Origin of the sequence: Streptomyces sp. VTCC 41912 (assembly GCF_045799175.1) — a bacterium.
Classification (GTDB): domain Bacteria; phylum Actinomycetota; class Actinomycetes; order Streptomycetales; family Streptomycetaceae; genus Streptomyces; species Streptomyces albulus_C.
This window is the reverse complement of sequence record NZ_JBJMAB010000036.1, coordinates 1-19064: the sequence shown is the minus strand read 5'-3', so window position 1 is coordinate 19064 and position 19064 is coordinate 1. Positions and strand designations below refer to the sequence as shown.

The window sequence follows — 19064 nt, the reverse complement described above, 5'->3', positions numbered from 1 at the left end:
GGCCGAGGGGGAACGACTCCCCGCGGTCGGGCGGATGCGGAGGGAACAACTCCGCGTACCCCGGCGTTGGCACGGAGCATGACCGTGACACACGCCCAGAGCTCCGCCCCCACGCCCAAGCCGCTCGGTTCGCTGTCCGTCTCCCCGCTCTGCCTCGGAGGCAACGTCTTCGGCTGGACCGCCGACGAGGCCGAGTCCTTCGCAGTGCTCGACGCCTACGTCGCCGGCGGCGGCAACTTCATCGACACCGCCGACGTCTACTCCGCCTGGGTGCCGGGCAACAAGGGCGGCGAGTCCGAGACCGTCCTCGGCAACTGGCTGGCCGCCCGCGGCAACCGCGACGACGTCGTGATCGCCACCAAGGTCGGCGCCCACCCCGACCTCAAGGGCCTGTCCGCCGCCACCATCAAGACCGCCGTCGACCTGTCCCTGACCCGGCTGCGCACGGACCACATCGACCTCTACTACACCCACTACGACGACGAATCGGTCGAGGTGGGCGAGTTCCTGACCGCCCTCGACGACCTCGTGCGCGCGGGCAAGGTCCGGGAGATCGCCGCGTCCAACATCTCCGCGCGGCGCCTCCAGGAGTCGCTGGACTTCTCCGCCCGCGAGGGCGTGGCCCGCTACGTGGCCCTCCAGCCGCACTACAACCTGGTCTCCCGCGACACCTACGAGGGCGAACTCGCCGACGTCGCCGCCCGCAACGGCGTGGCCGCCGTCCCGTACTACGCGCTCGCCTCCGGCTTCCTGACCGGCAAGTACCGCCCCGGCAGCAGCGTCGACAGCGCCCGCGCCGGCAAGGCCGCCGAGTACCTGGAGACCGACCGCGGCCGCCGCGTCCTACAGGCCCTCGACACCGTCGCCGCGGCCCACGAGGCCGAGCTGTCCACCGTCGCCCTCGCCTGGCTCGCCGCCCAGCCCACCGTGGCGGCGCCCATCGCCAGCGCCCGCACCCTGGCGCAGCTCCCGGCCCTGCTGGCCGTCACCGAGCTCACCCTCACCGACGTCGAACTGGCCCTCCTCACGGAGGCGTCGGCCTGACGCGAGGCGGATGCGGTGCGGCGGGCCGGTACGGCGCCGCACACCGCACGGTGCGGGGCGTGCTCAGCCGCGCCCCGCACCGTCCGCCGCACCCGGCGCAGCCGTGTCGACCGGGCGTGGCCGGCCGTCAGCCGCGCCGATCCGCCACCGCCCACGAGGCCAGCGCGACGCCGCCCGCCACCGCGAAGACCGAGGGCCACGCCCCGATCTTCTTGGCCAGCGGGTGCGACCCCGCGAACGCCGCCACGTAGGCGCCGCTCAGCGCCGCGGCCGCCTTCGTGCCGGCCTTCTGCTGCCAGCCGCGGGCGGCCACCGCACCGGCCGCCGCCAGCGCCACCCCGCCCAACGGCCGCTTCTTGGTCCACCGGGCCACGCCGTAACCGCCCACCAGACCGGTGGCCGCCACCACACTCGTCGGTATCCCAGCCATCGCAGAATCCTCCCTTTCACGGACAACTCCCACGAGCCTACGCGCGGGCGGCGCGGCGCCCGGAAGCACCGTCAGGCGTGGCGATCAGCGCTGGTCACCGGCGCGCTGGCCGGGTGCGCCGGTGCCGCACGCCCACGCCTGGAGCAGCGCCGGCCCCGCCCACGTCCGGTACTGCCACAGCAGCTCCAGCAGTTCGCGCTCCCGCGCGGCGAAGTCCGGGGACGGGCCCGTCAGGTGGGCGCGGCGGCGGTGGAAGGAGAGGGCGGTGGCCAGGGTGGTGTAGGCGGTGACGGCGCGGGCGGCGGCCGGGCCGTGGGTCCGGCGGGCCAGATCGCGGGCCAGGGCGCGGGTCCGCAGCGAGGCGAGCGCGGTCGGCTCGGGCGGGGCGAGCCACCCGGCGGCGGTGTACGGGGCGAGGTAGACCCGCACGGACAGCAACTCCTGCCGGCGGGCCCACAGCGCCAGCCAGGTCAGGGTCAGCAGCACCGGCACCATGCACACGCCGTAGACGGTGAGGAAGCCGACGTCGCCGAGGCTGGAGGCGGCGTTCCACACGCCGTGCAGCAGGACCGCCGTGGTCAGGCCGAGCAGGACCAGCGCGGCGCGGGCGGCCCGGCGGCGCGGGTAGCGGGTCGCGGCTATCCCGAAGGCCAGTCCGGTGAGGATCGTGAAGAGGGGATGGGCGAACGGGGAGACCACGATCCGCACGAAGAAGGTGCCGGCGGTCACCGAGTCCAGGCCGGTGTGCCCCATGGAGCGGTCCTCGCCGAAGGCGCTGCCCAGGTACAGGATGTTCTCGGTGAAGGCGAATCCGGTGGCGGTGATCCCGGCGATCACGATGCCGTCCGTGATGCCGTCGAAGTCACGGCGGCGGAAGCGGTAGAGCAGCACGATGGCGGCGGCCTTCATCACCTCCTCGACGATCGGGGCGACGACGGTCGAGCCCCACGCCTGGGCGTCGGTCGGTGAGGCGGAGGCGATGTTGTTCGCCAACCAGTCCGTGGCGAAGCCGTTGGCCAGGACCGCGACCAAGGTCGCGGCACACGCCCCCCAGGCGAAGGCGAACGCGAGGTTCCGCCAGGGTTCGGGCTCGATCCGGTCCAGCCAGCAGAACGCCGCGATCAGCAGCGGCACCGGGAAGACCGCCAGCCCGAGGCCGACCAGCAACCCCTCGGTGCCGGTCTGCCGCCGCACGATGCCGAGGATGAGCACGCCGGACAGGGCCAGCAGCGCGGCCAGCGCGACGGCCCGGACGGTCTTGCTGCGCCAGGGCGCGGACCGGCGCCGCGGCCCGTCGGGCACCTCGGCGGGCGTGTACGACGACGGGCCGGCTGAGTGCGCGGGCAGCGGCGGCGGTGACGGGTACACCCATCGACCCTAGCGAGGGCCGGGCGGCGGGAACACGCGGACCGGGGTGCCCGCGGGCGGGCCGGGCCGGCGCCCCGGGGCCGCGGCCTCAGCCCCGGCGGCGGAACAGCAGGTCGTGGACGGTGTGCCCCTTGTCCAGGCCCTGTCCCTCGAACCTGGTCAGCGGCCGGAACTCCGGCCGGGGCGCGTACCCGGAGTGCAGGTTCTCCAGCGCCGGCTCGGCGGAGAGCACCTCCAGCATCTGCTCGGCGTACGGCTCCCAGTCGGTCGCGCAGTGCACCAGTGCGCCGGGCGCGAGCCGGGTCGCGGCCAGCGCCACGAACTCCGGCTGGATCAGCCGGCGCTTGTGGTGCCGCTTCTTGGGCCAGGGGTCCGGGAAGTACACCCGCAGGCCGGCGAGGGAGCCGGGGGCCAGCATCTCCCGCAGCAGGATGATCGCGTCACCGTTGGCCACCCGGACGTTGGACAGGCCGTTGCGCTCCGCGAGACGGAGCAGATTGCCCTGGCCGGGGGTGTGCACGTCGCAGCCGAGGATGCCGGTGCCCGGGTCGGCGGCGGCCATCTGCGCGGTGGCCTCGCCCATCCCGAAGCCGATCTCCAGGACGACCGGCAGCCCGCCGAAGAACGCGTCGAGGTCGAGGCGGGAGAGCCCGTCGATGTCCATGCCCCACGTCGGCCACAGCCGCCGCAGCGCCTCGGCCTGGGAGGCGGTGACGCGGCTGCGGCGGGGCTGGAAGGAGCGGATCCGCCGCTCGTGGTGCGAGCCGGCGGGATCGGCGGCCGGCCCCGTCCCGTCGGGGAACATCGGGGCACCGCGCCGGGGCACGGCGGCCGAGGCGGCGGTGGCACCGAGCGGGCGCGTGGGCGGGGCGGCGGTCACCGGGGCGTGCGCGGCCGTCACGTCGTCGGCGGCGGTCTCAGGGGTGGCGGGGTTCTCGGACACAGTGCGTCCGATTCTACGGACGACGCCGCCGCGGCCGGCACCGTCGCCGCCGGGCCGGCCCGGGCCCGAACTCCGTCGACCGGTCGAACTCCAGGTCAGGGCCAGTCCGCGGGGAGGGCGGCAGTCGTCGCGGGCCCGCTGGACCCGGCCCGGGCCCGCCGCCGACCGGCGCCCTCACTCCCCGGAGCCCTCGCCGCCCACCTCCCGGGCCGGGAGGCCCAGCAGCCGGGTCACCCGCCGGGCCACTTCCCGGCCGATCGGGAGGGAGGCGGTGGCGGCCGGGGACGGGGCGTTGAGGACGTGGATCATGCCGGGGGACTCGGCGAAGAGGAAGTCGTCGACGAGGGTGCCGTCGGGGAGGACGGCCTGTGCGCGGACCCCGGCCGGCGCCGGCAGCAGGTCCTCCTCCCGGGCGGCGGGCAGCAGCCGGCGGACCGCGTCCGTGAAGGCGCCGCGGGACAGCGAGCGGTGGAGCTCGCCCGCGCCGTAGCGCCAGTGGCGGCGGGCTATCCGCCAGGAACCGGGGAAGGCGAGGGTCCCGGCGAGCTCGGCGGGCCGGACCGTGCGCCAGTCGTAGCCCTCGCGGGCCAGCGCGGGCACGGCGTTCGGCCCGATGTGGACGGAGCCGTCGACGCCCCGGGTCAGGTGCACGCCCAGGAACGGGAAGGCCGGGTCGGGGACCGGGTAGACCAGGCCGCGGACCAGGGCGGCGCGCTCCGGGGCGAGGGTGTAGTACTCGCCGCGGAACGGGACGATCCGCATGCCCGGGTCGTCGCCCGCCAGCCGCGCCACCCGGTCGCAGTGCAGACCGGCGCAGTTGACCAGCGCGCGGGCGCGGTAGACCGTGCCGCCGGCGGTGCGGACCGCGACCCGGCCCGGGCGGCGGCCGATGGCGGTGACCTCCTCGCCGAGCACGACGCGGGCGCCGTCCTCCTCGGCGAGCCGGCCCAGCTGCCGGGCCACCGCGCCGAAGTCGCAGATGCCGGTGGTGCCCACGTGGATGGCGGCCAGCCCGCGCACCTCGGGCTCGTGCTCCGCGATCTGGGCCGGGCCCAGCTCCCGGACCGGCAGTCCGTGCTCGCGGCCGCGCTGGATCAGGCCGTGCAGTCGCGGCAGCTCGCTGCGCTCGGTGGCGACGATCAGCTTGCCGGTGACCTCGTGCGGAATGGCGTGCGCGGTGCAGAACTTGACCATTTCCGCCGCCCCCTGGAGGGCGAAGCGCGCCTTCAACGAGCCCGGTGGGTAGTAGATGCCGCTGTGGATCACGCCGCTGTTGCGCCCGGTCTGGTGGCGGGCCGCAGCGGGCTCCTTCTCCAGCACCACGACGCGCATGCCGGGCGCGGCGCGGGTCAGGGCCCGGGCCGTGGAGAGCCCCACGATCCCGGCACCGATCACCAGCACGTCGCAGTCGTACGCCGCCACTGCACCTCCCCAACCGCATGACCGCCGACCCGCCCGTCGCCGCGGGCCGGCGCGTCCTCGCCGACGACGTAGTCCATCATGACGCGCCGCACCGACAACCCGCACTGACCTGAATCCGCACCGACCTGTCTGACCTGCGGCGACGAACCCACAGAGACGAACCTGCGGTGACGAACCCGAGGCGGGGCACCCCCGACGGCCGCTGCACCGGCCCGCCACCACCCGGACCCGCGCCCTCCCGCCGGCCCCGCCGTTCGGCTCGCGCCCCGCCCCTACGCCGGAGCCGCCAGCAACGGCCGGGCCCGCTCGCGGAGTTCGACCACGCGGGGCTCGTCCCCGTACGGCTCCAGGCGGTGCAGCAGGTCACGGACGTACTCGGTGGTGCGGGCCGAGGAGATCCGGCCCGCCACCTCGACGGCACGGGTGCCGGCGGCGCAGGCCGCGTCCAGATTGCCGGACTCCAGTTCGGCGACGGCCGACACCACGAGGCGCAGCCCGTGCGAGCGGACGAACTCCTCCGTCGGCCGGGACAGCGCCTGCTCGGTGAAGCGGCGCACCTGGCGGGGCAGCCGCAGGTCCCGGTAGCACTCGGCGGCGTCGGCGGCGAAGCGCTCGTAGGAGTAGAAGTCCAGCCAGGACGGGTCCGGATCGCCGCTGCGGGAGCGCTCCAGCCAGCCCTCGGACGCCTTCAGCGCCACCTCGCAGGCGCGCGCCTCCCCGGCCTTGGCCTGGGCCCGCGCCTCCACCAGGCGGAAGAAGCTCATGGTGCGGGCGGTGGCCAGGCCGCGGTTGCGCTCCAGGGCCGCCTGGGCCAGGTCGACGCCCTCGTCGGCGAACCCGCGGTAGGTCGCCTGGAGGGACATCGACGCCAGCACGTACCCGCCCAGGGGGACGTCGGCGGCGGCCCGGGCCAGGCGCAGCGCCTGGATGTAGTACCGCTGGGCGGCCTCCTGCTGGCCGGTGTCGAAGGCCATCCAGCCGGCGAGCCGGGTGAGTTCGGACGTCGCGCCGAAGAGCGCGCGCCCCACCTCGTCGCTGTACGAGGCGAGCAGCAGCGGTGCCGCGTCCACCCGGAGGCACTCCGGCACCATGGACGAACGCCAGTCGCCGCCACCGTACTTGGAGTCCCAGCGCCGGGCGTCCTCGGCCGCCTCGCGCAGCTTGGTGACGTCGCTGTGGCCGACGTGCTGCGGGGCCCCCGCGTCGCCCGCGGCCGCGGCGTCCCTGTCCCGCGCCTCGGCCGCCTCCCGTGCCACCGAACTGTCCGCCGGCGATATCAGCCACCGGGAGGCGGGGGTCGCGTACGCGCTGACGGCGAAGGATCCGGCCAGGCTCTGCCAGATGCCGCCGCCGCTGCCGCGCCGTCCGGCGAGATCGAGACGGTACAGCTCGGTCGCCGAGCGCACCGCCGCGCCCACGTCGCGCGGGAAGGCCAGCCCCACTTCGGGCGCCGGATCGGCGTCGGCCAGCCCGATCTCGTGCAGCGGCACCGGGCGCCCGAGCTTGCTGCCGATCGCCGACGCGATCAGATGGGGCGCGGCGCCCTGGGGCACCATGCCCTTGGAGACCCAGCGGGCCACCGACGTCTTGTCGTAGCGAAGCGTCAGGCCGCGCTGCGCACCCAGGTCGTTGACCCGGCGCGCCAGTCCGGCATTGCTGATCCCCGCGAGGGCGAGAACGGTGCCGAGCTTTTCGTTCGGCCCGCGTGTATCCCTGGACATGCGCACCCCTCGACACAGCGACAGCCGCCCCGTACCCCGGGGCATGCGTCCACCCAGAGTAGTTCGCCGGATCCCTACCGTTAAGGGTCGGTGTCTTGGATGGCGAGATTCGTGTTCAAACGGGGGTGCGGGAATTGGCATGTGCTCCGGGTACGTGTGCCCATGCGCCCGTCCGTGCGCGCTGGCTCCTGAACGGCCCCCGCGCTTCGATGAGTTCTGCGTGGGTCGGCCCGCTGCACTGGATCCAGTGGGCTGGGGGACACCGCCACCTCATTCCCCGCGGGTGGCGGTCCGGTCCGGGAGGCGCAGCCCGCTTCCCGGACCGTCGCGGGGACCGGCGACGTCCGGCCGCCGCGCCACGGCGGTGCCGGGTCCGGGGCGACGTCACGGGCGCCAACTCGGTTGCCCCGTAAGGACTTTGGCTGAAAACCGACGGGTGATGCTTTCACGCCGTCGGCCGCCCCGGGGGCCACACGGGGGGCCACCCGGGGCCGTCGCCGTCCGCCCCGCCCCGCCCCGAGGGCGCCGCACCGCCGCCGCGCCACCGGGCAGGGCGGCCCGCCGCGCCACCGCGACCCGGGCCTCCTCGGGCGCCTCCCGCAGGCCACCGCCATGGCAGCATGGACCGCACGACAGCTGGGGGACCGGCTGTACGGGGCGGTCACCGGCCACCCTGGCGGACGGGGAAGCGGGCGGAGGCGGCGATGCGCTGGCTGGTGGGGTGGAGCAGTGCCGCGACCACCAACAAGGAGTGCCGGTCGCTGCTGCCCGTAGGAGCCCAACTCCTGTGGGGCGACCCCGATCCCCTCTGGGCGGTGGGCGACTGGCGCCCCCACGAGGTGCGCGTCGTCCAGGCCGACCCGGAGACCCGGCTCGCCGTCTTCGGGGTCTGCGGCGCCACCGACGACCAACTGAAGGTGGGCCTGTTCGCCGCCCGCGGGGGCGCCCTGCGCCACCTCACGGCCTGGCCGGGCAGCTACACCGCCGTCGTCCAGGTGGGACGCCGGATCACCATCACCGGGGACCTGGCCGGCGCCCGCCCCGTCTTCCACACCCGGTGGGCCGGCGGGACCGCGTACGCCACCGCCGCCCTGCCGCTCGCCGACCTCGTCGAGGCCAGCCTCGACGTCGGCCACCTCGCCGCCCTGCTGGCCTGCCCGGACGCCCCCGAGGCGCTGGGCACCGGCACCCCGTACGACGGCGTCCGCCGGATCCCGCCCGGCCACGCGCTGGTGCTGCGCACCGGCAGCAGCGAGATCGCCTCCTACGAGCCGCCCGCCTCCCTGGCCGTCGCCGCCCCCCAACTCGCCCCGGAACAAGCCGTCGACGGCGTCCGCGAGGCCCTGGTGGAGGCCGTCCGGGCCCGGTTGGCGGCCCCCCGCTTCGCCCCCGACCCGGACGGGCTCGACCGGCTCGACCCCGGCCCGGTGCCCGGCATGGGCCCCGCGGAACGGCGCGCGGCGCGCGGCGGCCCGGCCCCCGGCATCGGCGCCGACCTCTCCGGCGGCAGCGCCTCCGGCACGCTCGCCCTCCTCGCCGCCGGCCTCCCCGGCCAGCCGGGACGGATCAACGGCCACGGCGAGCGCCTGCTGGCCGTCACCTTCAACGACCTCGCCGCCCACGGGAGCCGGGCCCAGCACGAGGCGGAACTGGACCGCGCCCGCGGGATCGCCGACAACCCCCGGCTGCACCACGTCGTCGTCGCGGCCGGCGACGAGGCCCTCCCGTTCACCGGCCTGGACGTCCTCCCGCTCACGGACGAGCCCGGCCCCTCGCTGACCCTCGCCGGCCGGCACCGCCGGCGCCTGCTGGCCGGCGGCGCCGACCACTTCGTCGGGAACGGCGCCCGCCACGTCCTCGACGCCCACCCGGCCCGCCTCGCCGACCTGCTGATGGACCGCCGCCGACGCCACCTGCTGCGCCCGGTCACCGCACTGGCCAGGGCCGACGGCTCATCCGCGCACTCCGTCCTGGTCCCGTTCACCGTCTACCGGGCCGCCCGCAAGCTCGCCCGCACCCCCTACGCCACCGGGATCGCCGAGGCCGCCCGCCGCCTGATGGAGCGGCAGTTCGCCGACGAACCGGTGGTCGGCGGCGCGGTGGACGCCTCCCTGGCCGCGCTCGCCTGGTGCCGCCCGGGGCCGGCGGCCCGCTGGCTCACGGGGGAGGCGCTCGCCGAAGTGTCGGTCCGGCTCGGGGACGCGGCGCGCCGTTCGCCGGCCGCCGGCCGCCCCGGCGAACGGCGGGCCCGCGCCGCACTGGCCCGCCAGGCCGCCGACCACCGGATCTTCGAGCAGGCCGCCGAGGTCCGCAACCAGCGCCTGCACGCCCCCTTCCTCGACAACCAGGTGGTGCTCGCCTGCCGCGCCCTGCCGGACACCCTCCGGGTACAGCCCGGCGCCCGGGCGGCCGTGCTGCGCTCCGTCCTGGCCGGCGCCGGCGTGCGGGACCTGCCGGCCGGGTGGGGCGCCGCCGCGCACCACCCCCACACCGCCGCGGCCCGCGCCGGACTGCGCGTCACGGTCGACTGGCTGCTCCAACTCTTCGACGCGCCCCTGCTCGCCGACGCCGGCCTGATAGAGGCCCGGGTGGTCCGCAAGGCGCTCCGCACCGCGGCCGAGGGCGCTCCGCTGCCCTTGGACGGCCTGGCCGAACTCGTCTCCACGGAAATGTGGTTGCGCCGGCTCCTGGCCCGCCGCGGCTCCTGCTGGACGGGCGCCGAAGCACCGCGGCAGCGGGCCCTGGCCGGCGGCGTGCCGCGCGCCCGGCTCTCCTGAGCCGCCCGGCGGCTCCTGAGGCACGCGACGAAACGGCGGCCTCCCGCACGGGGCGGCCGGTCGGCGCACGGCCGTCGCCCGCTGCGCCCGGCGGAACGGCGCGCCCCACGGCGCGCCGGAACCCCCACGCGCCGGAGGAACGGGCCGCAAGCCGGCGCCCCGGCCCGGCGCCCTCAGCGGCCCCGGGCCGCCGCCCTCACCGGCAACTGATCTGCGACCGCGCCCAGTCCCCCATCGCCACCAGGTCACCCACGCCCTCCGGCTCGACCACCAGGCGCAGCGTCTTGCGGCCCGTCAACGGGACGTGCACCGGCACCGCCGGCTCCCCGCCGTGCACGACCACCGACCGCCACAGCCGGACCCCGTCCGCGTACACGGAGAAGCGCAGCGCACCCAGCCCCAGGCCGAGGTCGTCGACGCCGGCCACCGCGTCGTAGGCGGTGCACTGCCGGTTGAGGTCGATGACCACCGACGACTCGGCGTGCACGCTCACCCCGTGCGGGTAGGCCGTCCCGCCGATGCTGGGGTGCTTCCGCTTCCACATCCAACTGCTGTCGAGGGCCCGGACCTCCGGCTTGGTGCCGTCACCGGCGAAGTCGTAGGACAGCGCGTTGACCTGATAGGGCGTCGACGGGGGGATCGGCGGTGTGGGGGTGGGCGTCGGGGTCGGGGTCGGCGTGGGTGTGGGCGTCGGCTTGGGCGGTGCCGGGGTGGGCGTGGGCGTCGGGGTCGGCGAGGGTGTGGGCGTCGGCCGGGGCGGCGCCGGGGTCGGCTTCGGTGGGGGAGGCGGGGTCGGCTTCGCCCCCGGCGCACTCACCGGGGGGCGCGGGGTGTGCGACGGCTGCGGGGCGGGCACCGTCGGCGCCGGCCGCTGCGGTTGCGCCCGCGGCCGCGGATCCGGCTGCGGCGAGCCGGCCAGCGCGAACGCCAGCGCCGCACCCGCCACGACCACCACTCCGGCCCCCACGCCGACCTTCACCGGCGCGGCCAGCCCCCCGCCCGCGGTCGTGCCGCCGGCACCGCCCGAGGCGCCCGCACCGGCACCGGCCCCCGCGGCGGCCGCGGCCACCCCGGCACCCGCCGCCGCTCCGGCACCGGTGACCCCGGCCACCGCGACGGCACCCTTGACGGCGTACCCGGCCGCGAACCAGCCGATGACCGCGACCGGCAGCACCGCCCCGATCCGCTGGTTGAGGTCCGCGACCTCCAGCGCCGCCCCGCGGCACCGGGCGCACGCCTCCAGGTGCTTGCGCAGCCCCCGCTCGGCCCGCATCCGCAGCCCGCCGCGGGCGTACGCACCGAGCCGGTCGGCGTAGCGCGCGCAGTCGCCGCCCGAGGTCAGCGACTGGCTCACGTGCGCCTGCAAGTACGCCTGCTTGAGCCCTTCGCGGGCGCGGTGCGCCAGCACGGCGGTGGCGTTGGCGGTCAGCCCGAGCAGCGGCGCGACCTCGCTCGGCGACTCGTCCTCGATGGTGGTGTGCCACAGCACCGTCTGGTAGCGCTCCGGCAGACTGCGGAACGCCTGCACCGCCATCGTCTGCTCGGCCTCGTGCATCGCCCGCACGTCCGCGCCCAGATCCAGGGTGTCGTCGTCCCGCGACGAGCCGGCCACCGACACCGCGAACACCGCGAAGTCCTCGACCAACTGCTCCCGCCGCGCGGTCTTCGCCCAGGCCGCGGCGACCCGCCGCACGGTCGTCAGCAAATAGGCGCGCACCGCCGAATCCGGCCCGGCCCCGCCCCGCACCGCCTGCAGGGTGCGCGCGAAGACCTCACCGGTCAGGTCCTCGGCGGTGTGGGCGTCCCGGCAGCAACCGCGGGCGTAGCGGCGCACCGCCTCGGCGTGCCGGCGGTACAGCTCCTCGTAGGCGCTGTCGTCGCCGGCCCGCATCGCGGCGACCAACTCGGCGTCGGACGAGGCCGGCTGGGCGTCCGCATCCGTCGCCGCGGTGACGTCCGCGGCGTCCGACGGCGGCTGCGCCCCGGAGCGCCGACGCTGCGCCGGCACGCTGGGCCCGGCACCCTCCAGGTCGCCGGCCGGCGGCGTCGCCCCCAACGGCCCGGTCTGTCCCGGCACCTGCTCCGGCGGGCGTCCCGCGCTCTCGCCGCGCCGCTCGTCCCGCCCGTCAACACCCATCGCCGAGACTCCCGAACCCGCCGTCACACCGCAACACCGCGCAAGCGTGCCACACCCGTGGCCCAAGCCTCAGGGCTCAGGTGGGCAACCACTCATCCGGGGGCGACCGCACTGGCGTTCACCCGTATGGCTCATGCCCGCCCACCGGGTCGCCCACGCGCGCAGGACCGTCACCGGCCCGCCGCGCCCACCCGGGCCCCTCGGCGCCGGCTCCACCCAAGGCCCGGCGGAACCGGCCACCGCCGGTCATGTCAAGGGGCGCGACCGCAGCCCTTCCAGCAGGATCTCCAGCAGTCGCGCCGAGGCCGCCTGCTGCTGTCCCGGATCGGGCAGCGCCGGCGCACCCGTGGCGATCACCAGCAGTACGTCGGAGACCGTGACGTCCGGCCGCAGCGCACCCGCCGTCCGGGCCCGCTCCACCAGCCGTCCGACGACCTCCAGCAGCGCCTGCGCGCCGGGCGTCTCCTCGCTCTCGGCGCCCGGCCGCGGCACCTCCGCCTCGCCCGGCGCCATCCGCTGCAACGGCACCCGTGCCTCGGTGCCGCCCTCCGGCAGCCGCGGTTCGACCGGGCCGTCCGGGACCAGCTCCTCGCCCGGACCCAGTCGCAGGATGCCCGGCGGCAGCAGCCGTCCGGCCCCCGAGGCGACCGACGTGCGCAGGAACCGCGCCAGCGCCGACCACGGGTCGTCCTCCTGCCCCAGCGCGGCCCGTGCCTGCTCGGTCAGCCGGGAGGTCTCCTCCTCGGCTATCCGCCGGACCAGCACGTCCTTGCTCGGGAAGCGGCGGTAGACCGTACCGACGCCGACCCGGGCGCGCCGCGCCACGTCCTCCATCGGCGCGCCGTAGCCCAGCTCGCCGAAGACCTCACGGGCCGCCCGCAGTACGTGTTCCAGATTGCGCTGGGCGTCCACCCGCAGTGGTGTGCTCCGGCCGTTGGCGCTGGTCACCGCGCCCGTGCCGGTGGCGCCGTTGACGCCGTCGGAAGCAGCGGTCATCGCGACCGCCGTCGGCCATTGAGAGCCCTGAATGTGCATAAGTGATCCCCCGGTAATGACGTCTCCCCCCGGAGACTCCCCGCCCTGACGGCCGGGGCGACCCGACGAAAGGGTGCACCCCGACGACATACGAACATAGTTGAGCCCACGTCAAGATTGAAGGGGCCCTCCGTACACCGTGCCCCCGATCGGCCTAATCGACCCGATCCGCCCTGCTCACCCTTCCCCTCACCCGGTGCCGACCTCCGCCTGACCAGCGTACTTCGCACCGCTCGGCCGGAATGTCCCACTCCGCACCACCACTCGTTCCGGACATACTTTTCGACCTGCCTGTGGACAAAGGCGTGTCGGCAGTGCGTCATGGAACAGTGCTGTGCTTTCCGGGGGCACAGCGCCCGAAGGTGGCCGCGCCGCCGGCCCGGCCACCCGCTCGGTGGCGCCCCGGCCTGGTCGACACCGCGAGGAGAACCTCTGTGAAGACTGAGTCTTCGGACGACATGGCGCGCATTCTCGTGGTCGGCGGTGGCTACGTGGGCCTGTACACCGCCCTGCACCTGCAACGGACGCTCAAGCAGGAGCTGCGCCAGGGCACCGTCGAGATCGTCGTGGTCGACCCCGAGCCGTACATGACCTACCAGCCGTTCCTGCCCGAGGCCGCCGCCGGCTCCATCTCCCCGCGCCACGTCGTCGTCCCGCTGCGCCGGGTCCTGCCGCACTGCACCGTCCTCATCGGCGAGATCACCGCCATCGACCACACCGAGCGCACCGCGACCGTCGCCACCCTGGCCGCGGAGCAGGCCGGCGACGCCGACGTCGTGCTGCCCTACGACGAACTGGTCCTCGCCCCGGGATCGGTCTCCCGCACCCTCCCCGTCCCCGGGCTGGCCGACGTCGGGATCGGCTTCAAGACCGTCGAGGAAGCCATCGGCCTGCGCAACCACGTCCTCGAACAGCTCGACATCGCCTCCTCCACCCGCGACCCCGAGGTCCGCGACGCGGCACTGACCTTCGTCTTCGTCGGCGGCGGCTACGCCGGCGTGGAAGCCCTGGCCGAACTGGAGGACATGGCCCGCTACGCCGTCCGCTACTACCACAACGTCCAGCCCGAGGACATGAAATGGATCCTGGTCGAGGCCAGCGGCCGGATCCTGCCCGAAGTCGGCGCCGACATGGGCCGCTACACCGTCCGCGAACTGCGCGCCCGCAACATCGACGTCCGGCTGGAGACCCGCCTGGAGTCCTGCGAGAAGCGCATCGTCCGGCTCAGCGACGGCTCCCGCTTCCCCAGCAGGACGCTGGTGTGGACCGCCGGCGTCAAAGCGCACCCCATCGTGGCCGCCAGCAAACTGCCGCTGACCGACCACGGCCGCCTCCGGTGCACCGCCGCGCTCCGGGTGGACGGCGTGGACCACGCCTGGTCCGCCGGGGACGCCGCGGCCGTCCCGGACCTGACGGCCCCGCCGTCCGCCGCCCCCGACGCCCCGGGCGCCGTGTGCGCCCCGAACGCCCAGCACGCCGTGCGCCAGGCCAAGGTCCTCGCCGAGAACATCACCGCGACCCTGCGCGGCGGCGAGGTCCGCGACTACGCGCACAAGTACGTCGGATCGGTGGCCTCGCTCGGCCTCCACAAGGGCGTCGCGCACGTCTACGGCCGCAAGCTCAAGGGCTACCCGGCGTGGTTCATGCACCGCGCCTACCACCTCAGCCGGGTGCCCACCTTCAACCGCAAGGCCAAGATCCTCGCCGAGTGGATCCTCGCCGGTCTGTTCAAGCGCGAGATCGTCTCCCTCGGCTCACTGGAGAACCCGCGCGCCGAATTCGAACTCGCCGCGGGCACCGGCCGGCACAACGAAACCAGCTGACCGGCCGCTCCACCAGGGACGTTGGCCCCCGGCCCGACCGGTCCGCCCGGCCCCTTCGAACGCCGGCAACTACGCCCCGACGCCCGGCGTCTGACGGATGACCGTCCGGTCGGCCACACTGGACGTGTGACCATGGGTGGGCTCGTATCTGCGAAGAGTGACAATCACGAGGATTCAGGACGTTTGCTGCATTCCGCCAGAGGAAGCCGACCGTGCTCCCCGCCATGCCACGGGGCGTTCCCCCACGCCGATGGCCCGACCCCGCGCGACGACGCGAAGTAAGAGGTACCCCTCCGTGATCTTCACGCGCTGGAGCGCCAAGTTCCCGGGCACGCAGCGGCGCACCGCCGCCCGGCCCGACCGCCCCGTCACCCCGCCCTCGGGGCCCACGGCACACTCCGCCGCGCCCGCACCCGCCGGCGACGCACCGGCCGGCCAGCCCGGCACCGTCCCCGCCGCCCGTGCCGAGGGCCCCACCGGAGAAGACGCCCCGCCCGCCGCGCCGCCCACCGTCGACGCGCTCTCCGTCCACGACATCCTCGGCACCATCCCGGCCCTGGTCGCCGTCGTCTACGGCCCCGAGCACCGCCTCGCCTACGTCAACAGCGCCTACGCCGGCGTCTTCGGCCCCCGCCCGGCCGGCCGCACCGCCCGCGAGGCCCTGCCCGAACTCGCCGAACTCGGCCTGCTGCCCCTGATGGACCAGGTCCTGCGCAGCGGCAAACCGCGCACCGTGAAGTCCCGCAAGGTCCCGGCCGGCGCCGGCGGCGACCGCACCCGCGACGGCTACTACACCTTCACCTGCACCCCCATCGAGGTCGCCGCCAGCGGCCCGGCACCCGATCCGGAGGTCGCCTGCGTCGCCCCGCACAAGGGCGTCCTGGTCTTCGGCGCCGAGGTCACCGACCAGATCGAGTCCGCCGAACGGCTCCGCGCCAGCGAGGCCCGCCAGCGCGCCGCCGCGGTCACCCTCCAGCGCTCGCTCCTGCCCCAGGAACTGGAACAGCCCGACGACCTGATCGTCGCCGCCACCTACCAACCCGGCGGCACGGACGCCGCGGTCGGCGGCGACTGGTACGACGTCATCACCCTCGGCGCCGGCCGCACCGCCCTGGTCATCGGCGACGTCATGGGCCGCGGCGTGCGCGCCGCCGCCGTCATGGGCCAGCTCCGCACCGCCGTCCGCGCCTACGCCCGCCTGGACCTCCCGCCCCACGAGGTCCTCCAACTCCTCGACGGCCTCGCCGCCGAGATCGACGCCAGCCAGATCGCCACCTGCGTCTACGCCGTCCACGACCCCAACGAGGGCCGCTTGGTCTACGCCTCGGCCGGCCACCTGCCGATGCTCGTCCGCGACGCCGACGGCGCCGTCCGCCGCGCCGGCGAACCCACCGGCCCACCGCTGGGCACCGGTGGCTGGCTGCACACCTCCGGCTCCGTCCCGCTCAGCCCCGGCAGCAGCGCCGTCCTCTATACGGACGGCCTCGTCGAACGCCGCGACAAGGACATCGACGACGGCGTCGCCTCCCTGGAGCGCGCCTTCGCCGGCGCCACCGGCGCCCCCGACATCGTCTGCGACCGGCTGCTGCGCTCCCTGGGCATCACCGCCGCCCACGACGACGACGTCGCCATCCTGGTCATCCAGAACCCGGTCCGCACCGGACACGACGCCGAGCTGTTCCACAACGCCGCCCTGGAACTCCACGGCGGCACCGAGGCGGCACCCCGCGCCCGGGCCTTCGCCTCCGGCGTCCTCGCCTCCTGGCGCTTCTCCCCGGAACTCCACGACCTCGGCGTGCTGGCCGCCAGCGAACTCGTCGCCAACTCCCTCCAGCACGGCACCCCGCCGATGCGGCTGCGCCTGCGCCGCACCGACCGCCGCCTGATCATCGAGGTCACCGACGGCGACGACCACCTGCCCCGCCGCCGGCGCGCCGAGCCCGTCGACGAGGCCGGCCGCGGCATCTCCATCGTCGCCACCATCGCCTCCTCCTGGGGCTCGCGCCGCACACCCGGCGGCGGCAAGGCGGTCTGGTGCGAGTTCGCCCTGCCCCGGGGCTAGCACCGGGGCAGGGCGAACGGGGCGACGCCCCGCCCAAGAGCGGACGTCGCCCCGGACCTGACCTCAGACGCCCGCGGCCACCGGTTCGGCCCCCACCCGCTGCGGGGGCAGGGTCACGGCACGGTGCGGCTGGTCCTGGGCCGGGCTGAGCATCCGCCCCAGCCGCAGCGCCAGCACCGAGATCCCGACCGCGCACACGATCAGCATCGCGATGTACGCGACGTGCATCCCGTGCCCGATCATCAGTGCCCCCACGGCGGGACCGACCGCCAGCGCCATCTGCTTGACCAGCGCGAACGCCGAGTTGTACTGGCCGATCAGCGACGCCGGCGCCAGATCCGCCACCAGCGGCGACACCGTCGGCGACAGCAGCGACTCGCCTATGCCGAACAACGCGTACGTGGAGATCAGCAGCACCGTGGCCACCACCTGGCTCCCGTGCACCAGCCCGGACAGCCCGGCGGCCATCCACGCCACCGTCCAGATCAGGCCCACCAGCGCCATCACCCGGCTCCGACGCCGACGCTCGACCAGCTTCAGCACCACGAACTGCGCCACCACGATCGCCGCGGTGTTGGCCGCCAGCGCGATGCCCAGCGTCGCCGGCGCGATCCGGGTGACCTCCGTGGCGTACGCCGCGAGCCCCGACTCGAACTGCCCGTAGCAGGCGAAGAACAACACGAAGCCCAGCACGCACAGCCACACCATGCGCCGGTCGCCGAACATCGCCCGCCAAGCGCCCTTGGCACGCTCCTCGGTCGGCACCGCGTCCTCCACCTTCGGCGCCCGCGGCAGCCGCACGGTCGCGATCGCCGCGCCCAGCACCAGGAACATCACGGCCTCGATGGCGAACAGCCGCACGAAGCTCGACGCCTGCGTCGTGTCCACCAGCTGGCCACCGACCAGGCCGCCGATGCCCAGCCCCAGGTTGTTGAGGAAGAACTGCGTGGCGAACGCCCGCGACCGGGTCGCCGTCGTCGAGCACCACACGATCATCGTGGCGAGCGCCGGCTGGATCACCGCGATACCGGCCCCCAGCGCCACCGCCGACGCGATGACCGCCGGCTCCGTCGACGACAGGCCGATGCCCAGCGAACCGACGGCGGCCGACACCGTGCCGACCACGGCGACCGGCAGCGGCCCCCGACGGTCGATGGCCCGTCCGGTCAGCGGCAGCACGACCAGCGCGGAGATCGCCAGCATCGCCAGCACCGCACCAGCCGTACTCGCACCAAGATGCCGCACCTCCGCCACGTAGACGTACAGATACGGGACGGTGAAGCCGTTGCCGAACGCGCTCAGCGCGTTCCCCAGCTGGATCCGGCGCAGCGCAGCGCCCATCGCGGTGGTCACACTCACCTACCTAGGTCAGGTCACAGAAGACGAATAAGAGACAGGAACCCCCCGAGCCGAGTCGAGGCGGCGTCCACAACACCCCGGACGCCCCGGACGTCCGAGACCGGACAGTCACACCCTCAAGACTTCAACTCTAAAGTTCGAAGCTAAAGACTACATGACGAAGAACTTCAACGCCAATGACTTTCGTGTCATACTGCGCCGCATGCCAGAGCCCTCAGATGCGGCGGCCGGAGCCTCCGAGCCGAGCCTGGAGGAACAGATCGCGGCCTACCAGCGCGAGTTCCAGGACCTCGACCCCCAGGTGGAGAAGGTCGTCTCCGCACTCCAGCGCCTCAACCGGCGGATGAACGTCGCCTACGGACGCCAGACCTCCACCCTCGGCATGAGCAACGCCGAATGGGAGGTCCTCAAGGCCCTCGTGGTCTCCGGTGCGCCCTACCGCCTGGGCCCCGGCGAACTCGCCAAGCGCCTCGGTCTCACGCCGGCCGCCATGACCCACCGCATCGACCGCATGGCGAGCGACGGCCTGGTCACCCGCGAGCGCGACGAGAACAACCGCGTCCGCGTCATCGTCGAACTGACCCACGAGGGCCGCGAGAAGTGGTTGGAGGCGATGCGCATGGCCTCGGTCTTCGAGGAGGAGCTCCTCCAGGACCTCTCCGGCGACGAACGCCGCATCCTCGGCGACGCCCTGACCCGCCTGCTGCGCCGCGTGGAGGACGCCCAGCCGGACGCCGACGGCCGCCTCAGCGACCTCGACTGACCCGGTTTGACACGCCCTTCCTCGATCCGTAGTGTTCTCCGAGTTGCCAACGAGCCGTAACGGTTCTGCGGTAGCCATCCCGCCGCATCGCGGCACCTCACTACTGCACGGCTCCTCAACGGGATCGAATTTCGCATGCCGAAATTCATTCCGGGCGTCTGATTAGGCGTCACCGAGGAA

13 protein-coding genes are annotated in these 19064 nt (G+C 74.8%); 5 read left to right on the top strand and 8 right to left on the bottom strand.

The genetic code is table 11. From position 1 onward, the window contains the following. Window positions 1-78 precede the first annotated feature (78 nt). Window positions 79-1044, top strand: coding sequence for an aldo/keto reductase (locus tag ACJ6WD_RS33020; RefSeq protein WP_233660398.1), 966 nt, complete (start codon window positions 79-81; stop codon window positions 1042-1044). Between the two features lie 127 nt (window positions 1045-1171). Here ACJ6WD_RS33020 and ACJ6WD_RS33015 read toward each other — a convergent pair whose 3' ends face one another. The 5 genes from ACJ6WD_RS33015 to ACJ6WD_RS32995 form a co-directional block, all read right to left on the bottom strand. Then, window positions 1172-1474 carry a hypothetical protein gene (locus ACJ6WD_RS33015; RefSeq protein ID WP_026247493.1) on the bottom strand — a complete coding sequence of 101 codons (303 nt, stop codon included), beginning with the start codon at window positions 1472-1474 and terminating at the stop codon, window positions 1172-1174. Between the two features lie 84 nt (window positions 1475-1558). Continuing rightward, on the bottom strand, window positions 1559-2842 hold the full coding sequence (locus tag ACJ6WD_RS33010) for a PrsW family intramembrane metalloprotease (protein ID WP_233660400.1): 1284 nt from the start codon (window positions 2840-2842) through the stop codon (window positions 1559-1561). Between the two features lie 88 nt (window positions 2843-2930). After that, complete coding sequence (trmB, locus tag ACJ6WD_RS33005; RefSeq protein WP_407617112.1) at window positions 2931-3785, bottom strand: tRNA (guanosine(46)-N7)-methyltransferase TrmB; 855 nt, start codon at window positions 3783-3785, stop codon at window positions 2931-2933. Window positions 3786-3959: 174 nt separating this feature from the next. Further along, window positions 3960-5207 carry an L-2-hydroxyglutarate oxidase gene (lhgO, locus tag ACJ6WD_RS33000; protein WP_331248373.1) on the bottom strand — a complete coding sequence of 416 codons (1248 nt, stop codon included), beginning with the start codon at window positions 5205-5207 and terminating at the stop codon, window positions 3960-3962. Window positions 5208-5479: 272 nt separating this feature from the next. Continuing rightward, a complete protein-coding gene (locus ACJ6WD_RS32995; protein ID WP_233660402.1) occupies window positions 5480-6928 on the bottom strand; it encodes an MFS transporter in 1449 nt (482 codons plus the stop codon). A gap of 704 nt (window positions 6929-7632) precedes the next feature. On the opposite strand from ACJ6WD_RS32995, the gene ACJ6WD_RS32990 reads away from it, so the two are divergent. Then, the gene (locus tag ACJ6WD_RS32990) at window positions 7633-9705 is read left to right on the top strand and encodes an asparagine synthase-related protein (RefSeq protein ID WP_407617111.1); all 2073 of its coding nucleotides are present in this window, start codon (window positions 7633-7635) and stop codon (window positions 9703-9705) included. Between the two features lie 196 nt (window positions 9706-9901). Here the strand turns inward: ACJ6WD_RS32990 and ACJ6WD_RS32985 are convergent, their stop codons facing one another. Then, window positions 9902-11842: a sigma-70 family RNA polymerase sigma factor gene (locus ACJ6WD_RS32985; RefSeq protein WP_376559113.1), complete on the bottom strand. Its 1941-nt coding sequence runs from the start codon at window positions 11840-11842 to the stop codon at window positions 9902-9904. Between the two features lie 246 nt (window positions 11843-12088). Next, entirely contained in the window at window positions 12089-12838 is a 750-nt protein-coding gene (locus ACJ6WD_RS32980; protein WP_233660406.1) for a TetR/AcrR family transcriptional regulator, read from the bottom strand. A 497-nt stretch (window positions 12839-13335) separates the two neighbouring features. Here ACJ6WD_RS32980 and ACJ6WD_RS32975 point away from each other — a divergent pair, with 497 nt between their 5' ends. Further along, complete coding sequence (locus ACJ6WD_RS32975; protein ID WP_045788427.1) at window positions 13336-14700, top strand: NAD(P)/FAD-dependent oxidoreductase; 1365 nt, start codon at window positions 13336-13338, stop codon at window positions 14698-14700. A gap of 295 nt (window positions 14701-14995) precedes the next feature. Beyond that, window positions 14996-16762, top strand: a complete 1767-nt coding sequence (locus ACJ6WD_RS32970; RefSeq protein ID WP_233660408.1) for a SpoIIE family protein phosphatase — start codon at window positions 14996-14998, stop codon at window positions 16760-16762. A 63-nt stretch (window positions 16763-16825) separates the two neighbouring features. Here the strand turns inward: ACJ6WD_RS32970 and ACJ6WD_RS32965 are convergent, their stop codons facing one another. Beyond that, the gene (locus tag ACJ6WD_RS32965; RefSeq protein ID WP_233660417.1) at window positions 16826-18115 is read right to left on the bottom strand and encodes an MFS transporter; all 1290 of its coding nucleotides are present in this window, start codon (window positions 18113-18115) and stop codon (window positions 16826-16828) included. A 208-nt stretch (window positions 18116-18323) separates the two neighbouring features. Between ACJ6WD_RS32965 and ACJ6WD_RS32960 the strand changes: the two genes are divergently transcribed. Further along, window positions 18324-18884 carry a MarR family winged helix-turn-helix transcriptional regulator gene (locus ACJ6WD_RS32960; RefSeq protein ID WP_233660410.1) on the top strand — a complete coding sequence of 187 codons (561 nt, stop codon included), beginning with the start codon at window positions 18324-18326 and terminating at the stop codon, window positions 18882-18884. Window positions 18885-19064 lie beyond the last annotated feature (180 nt).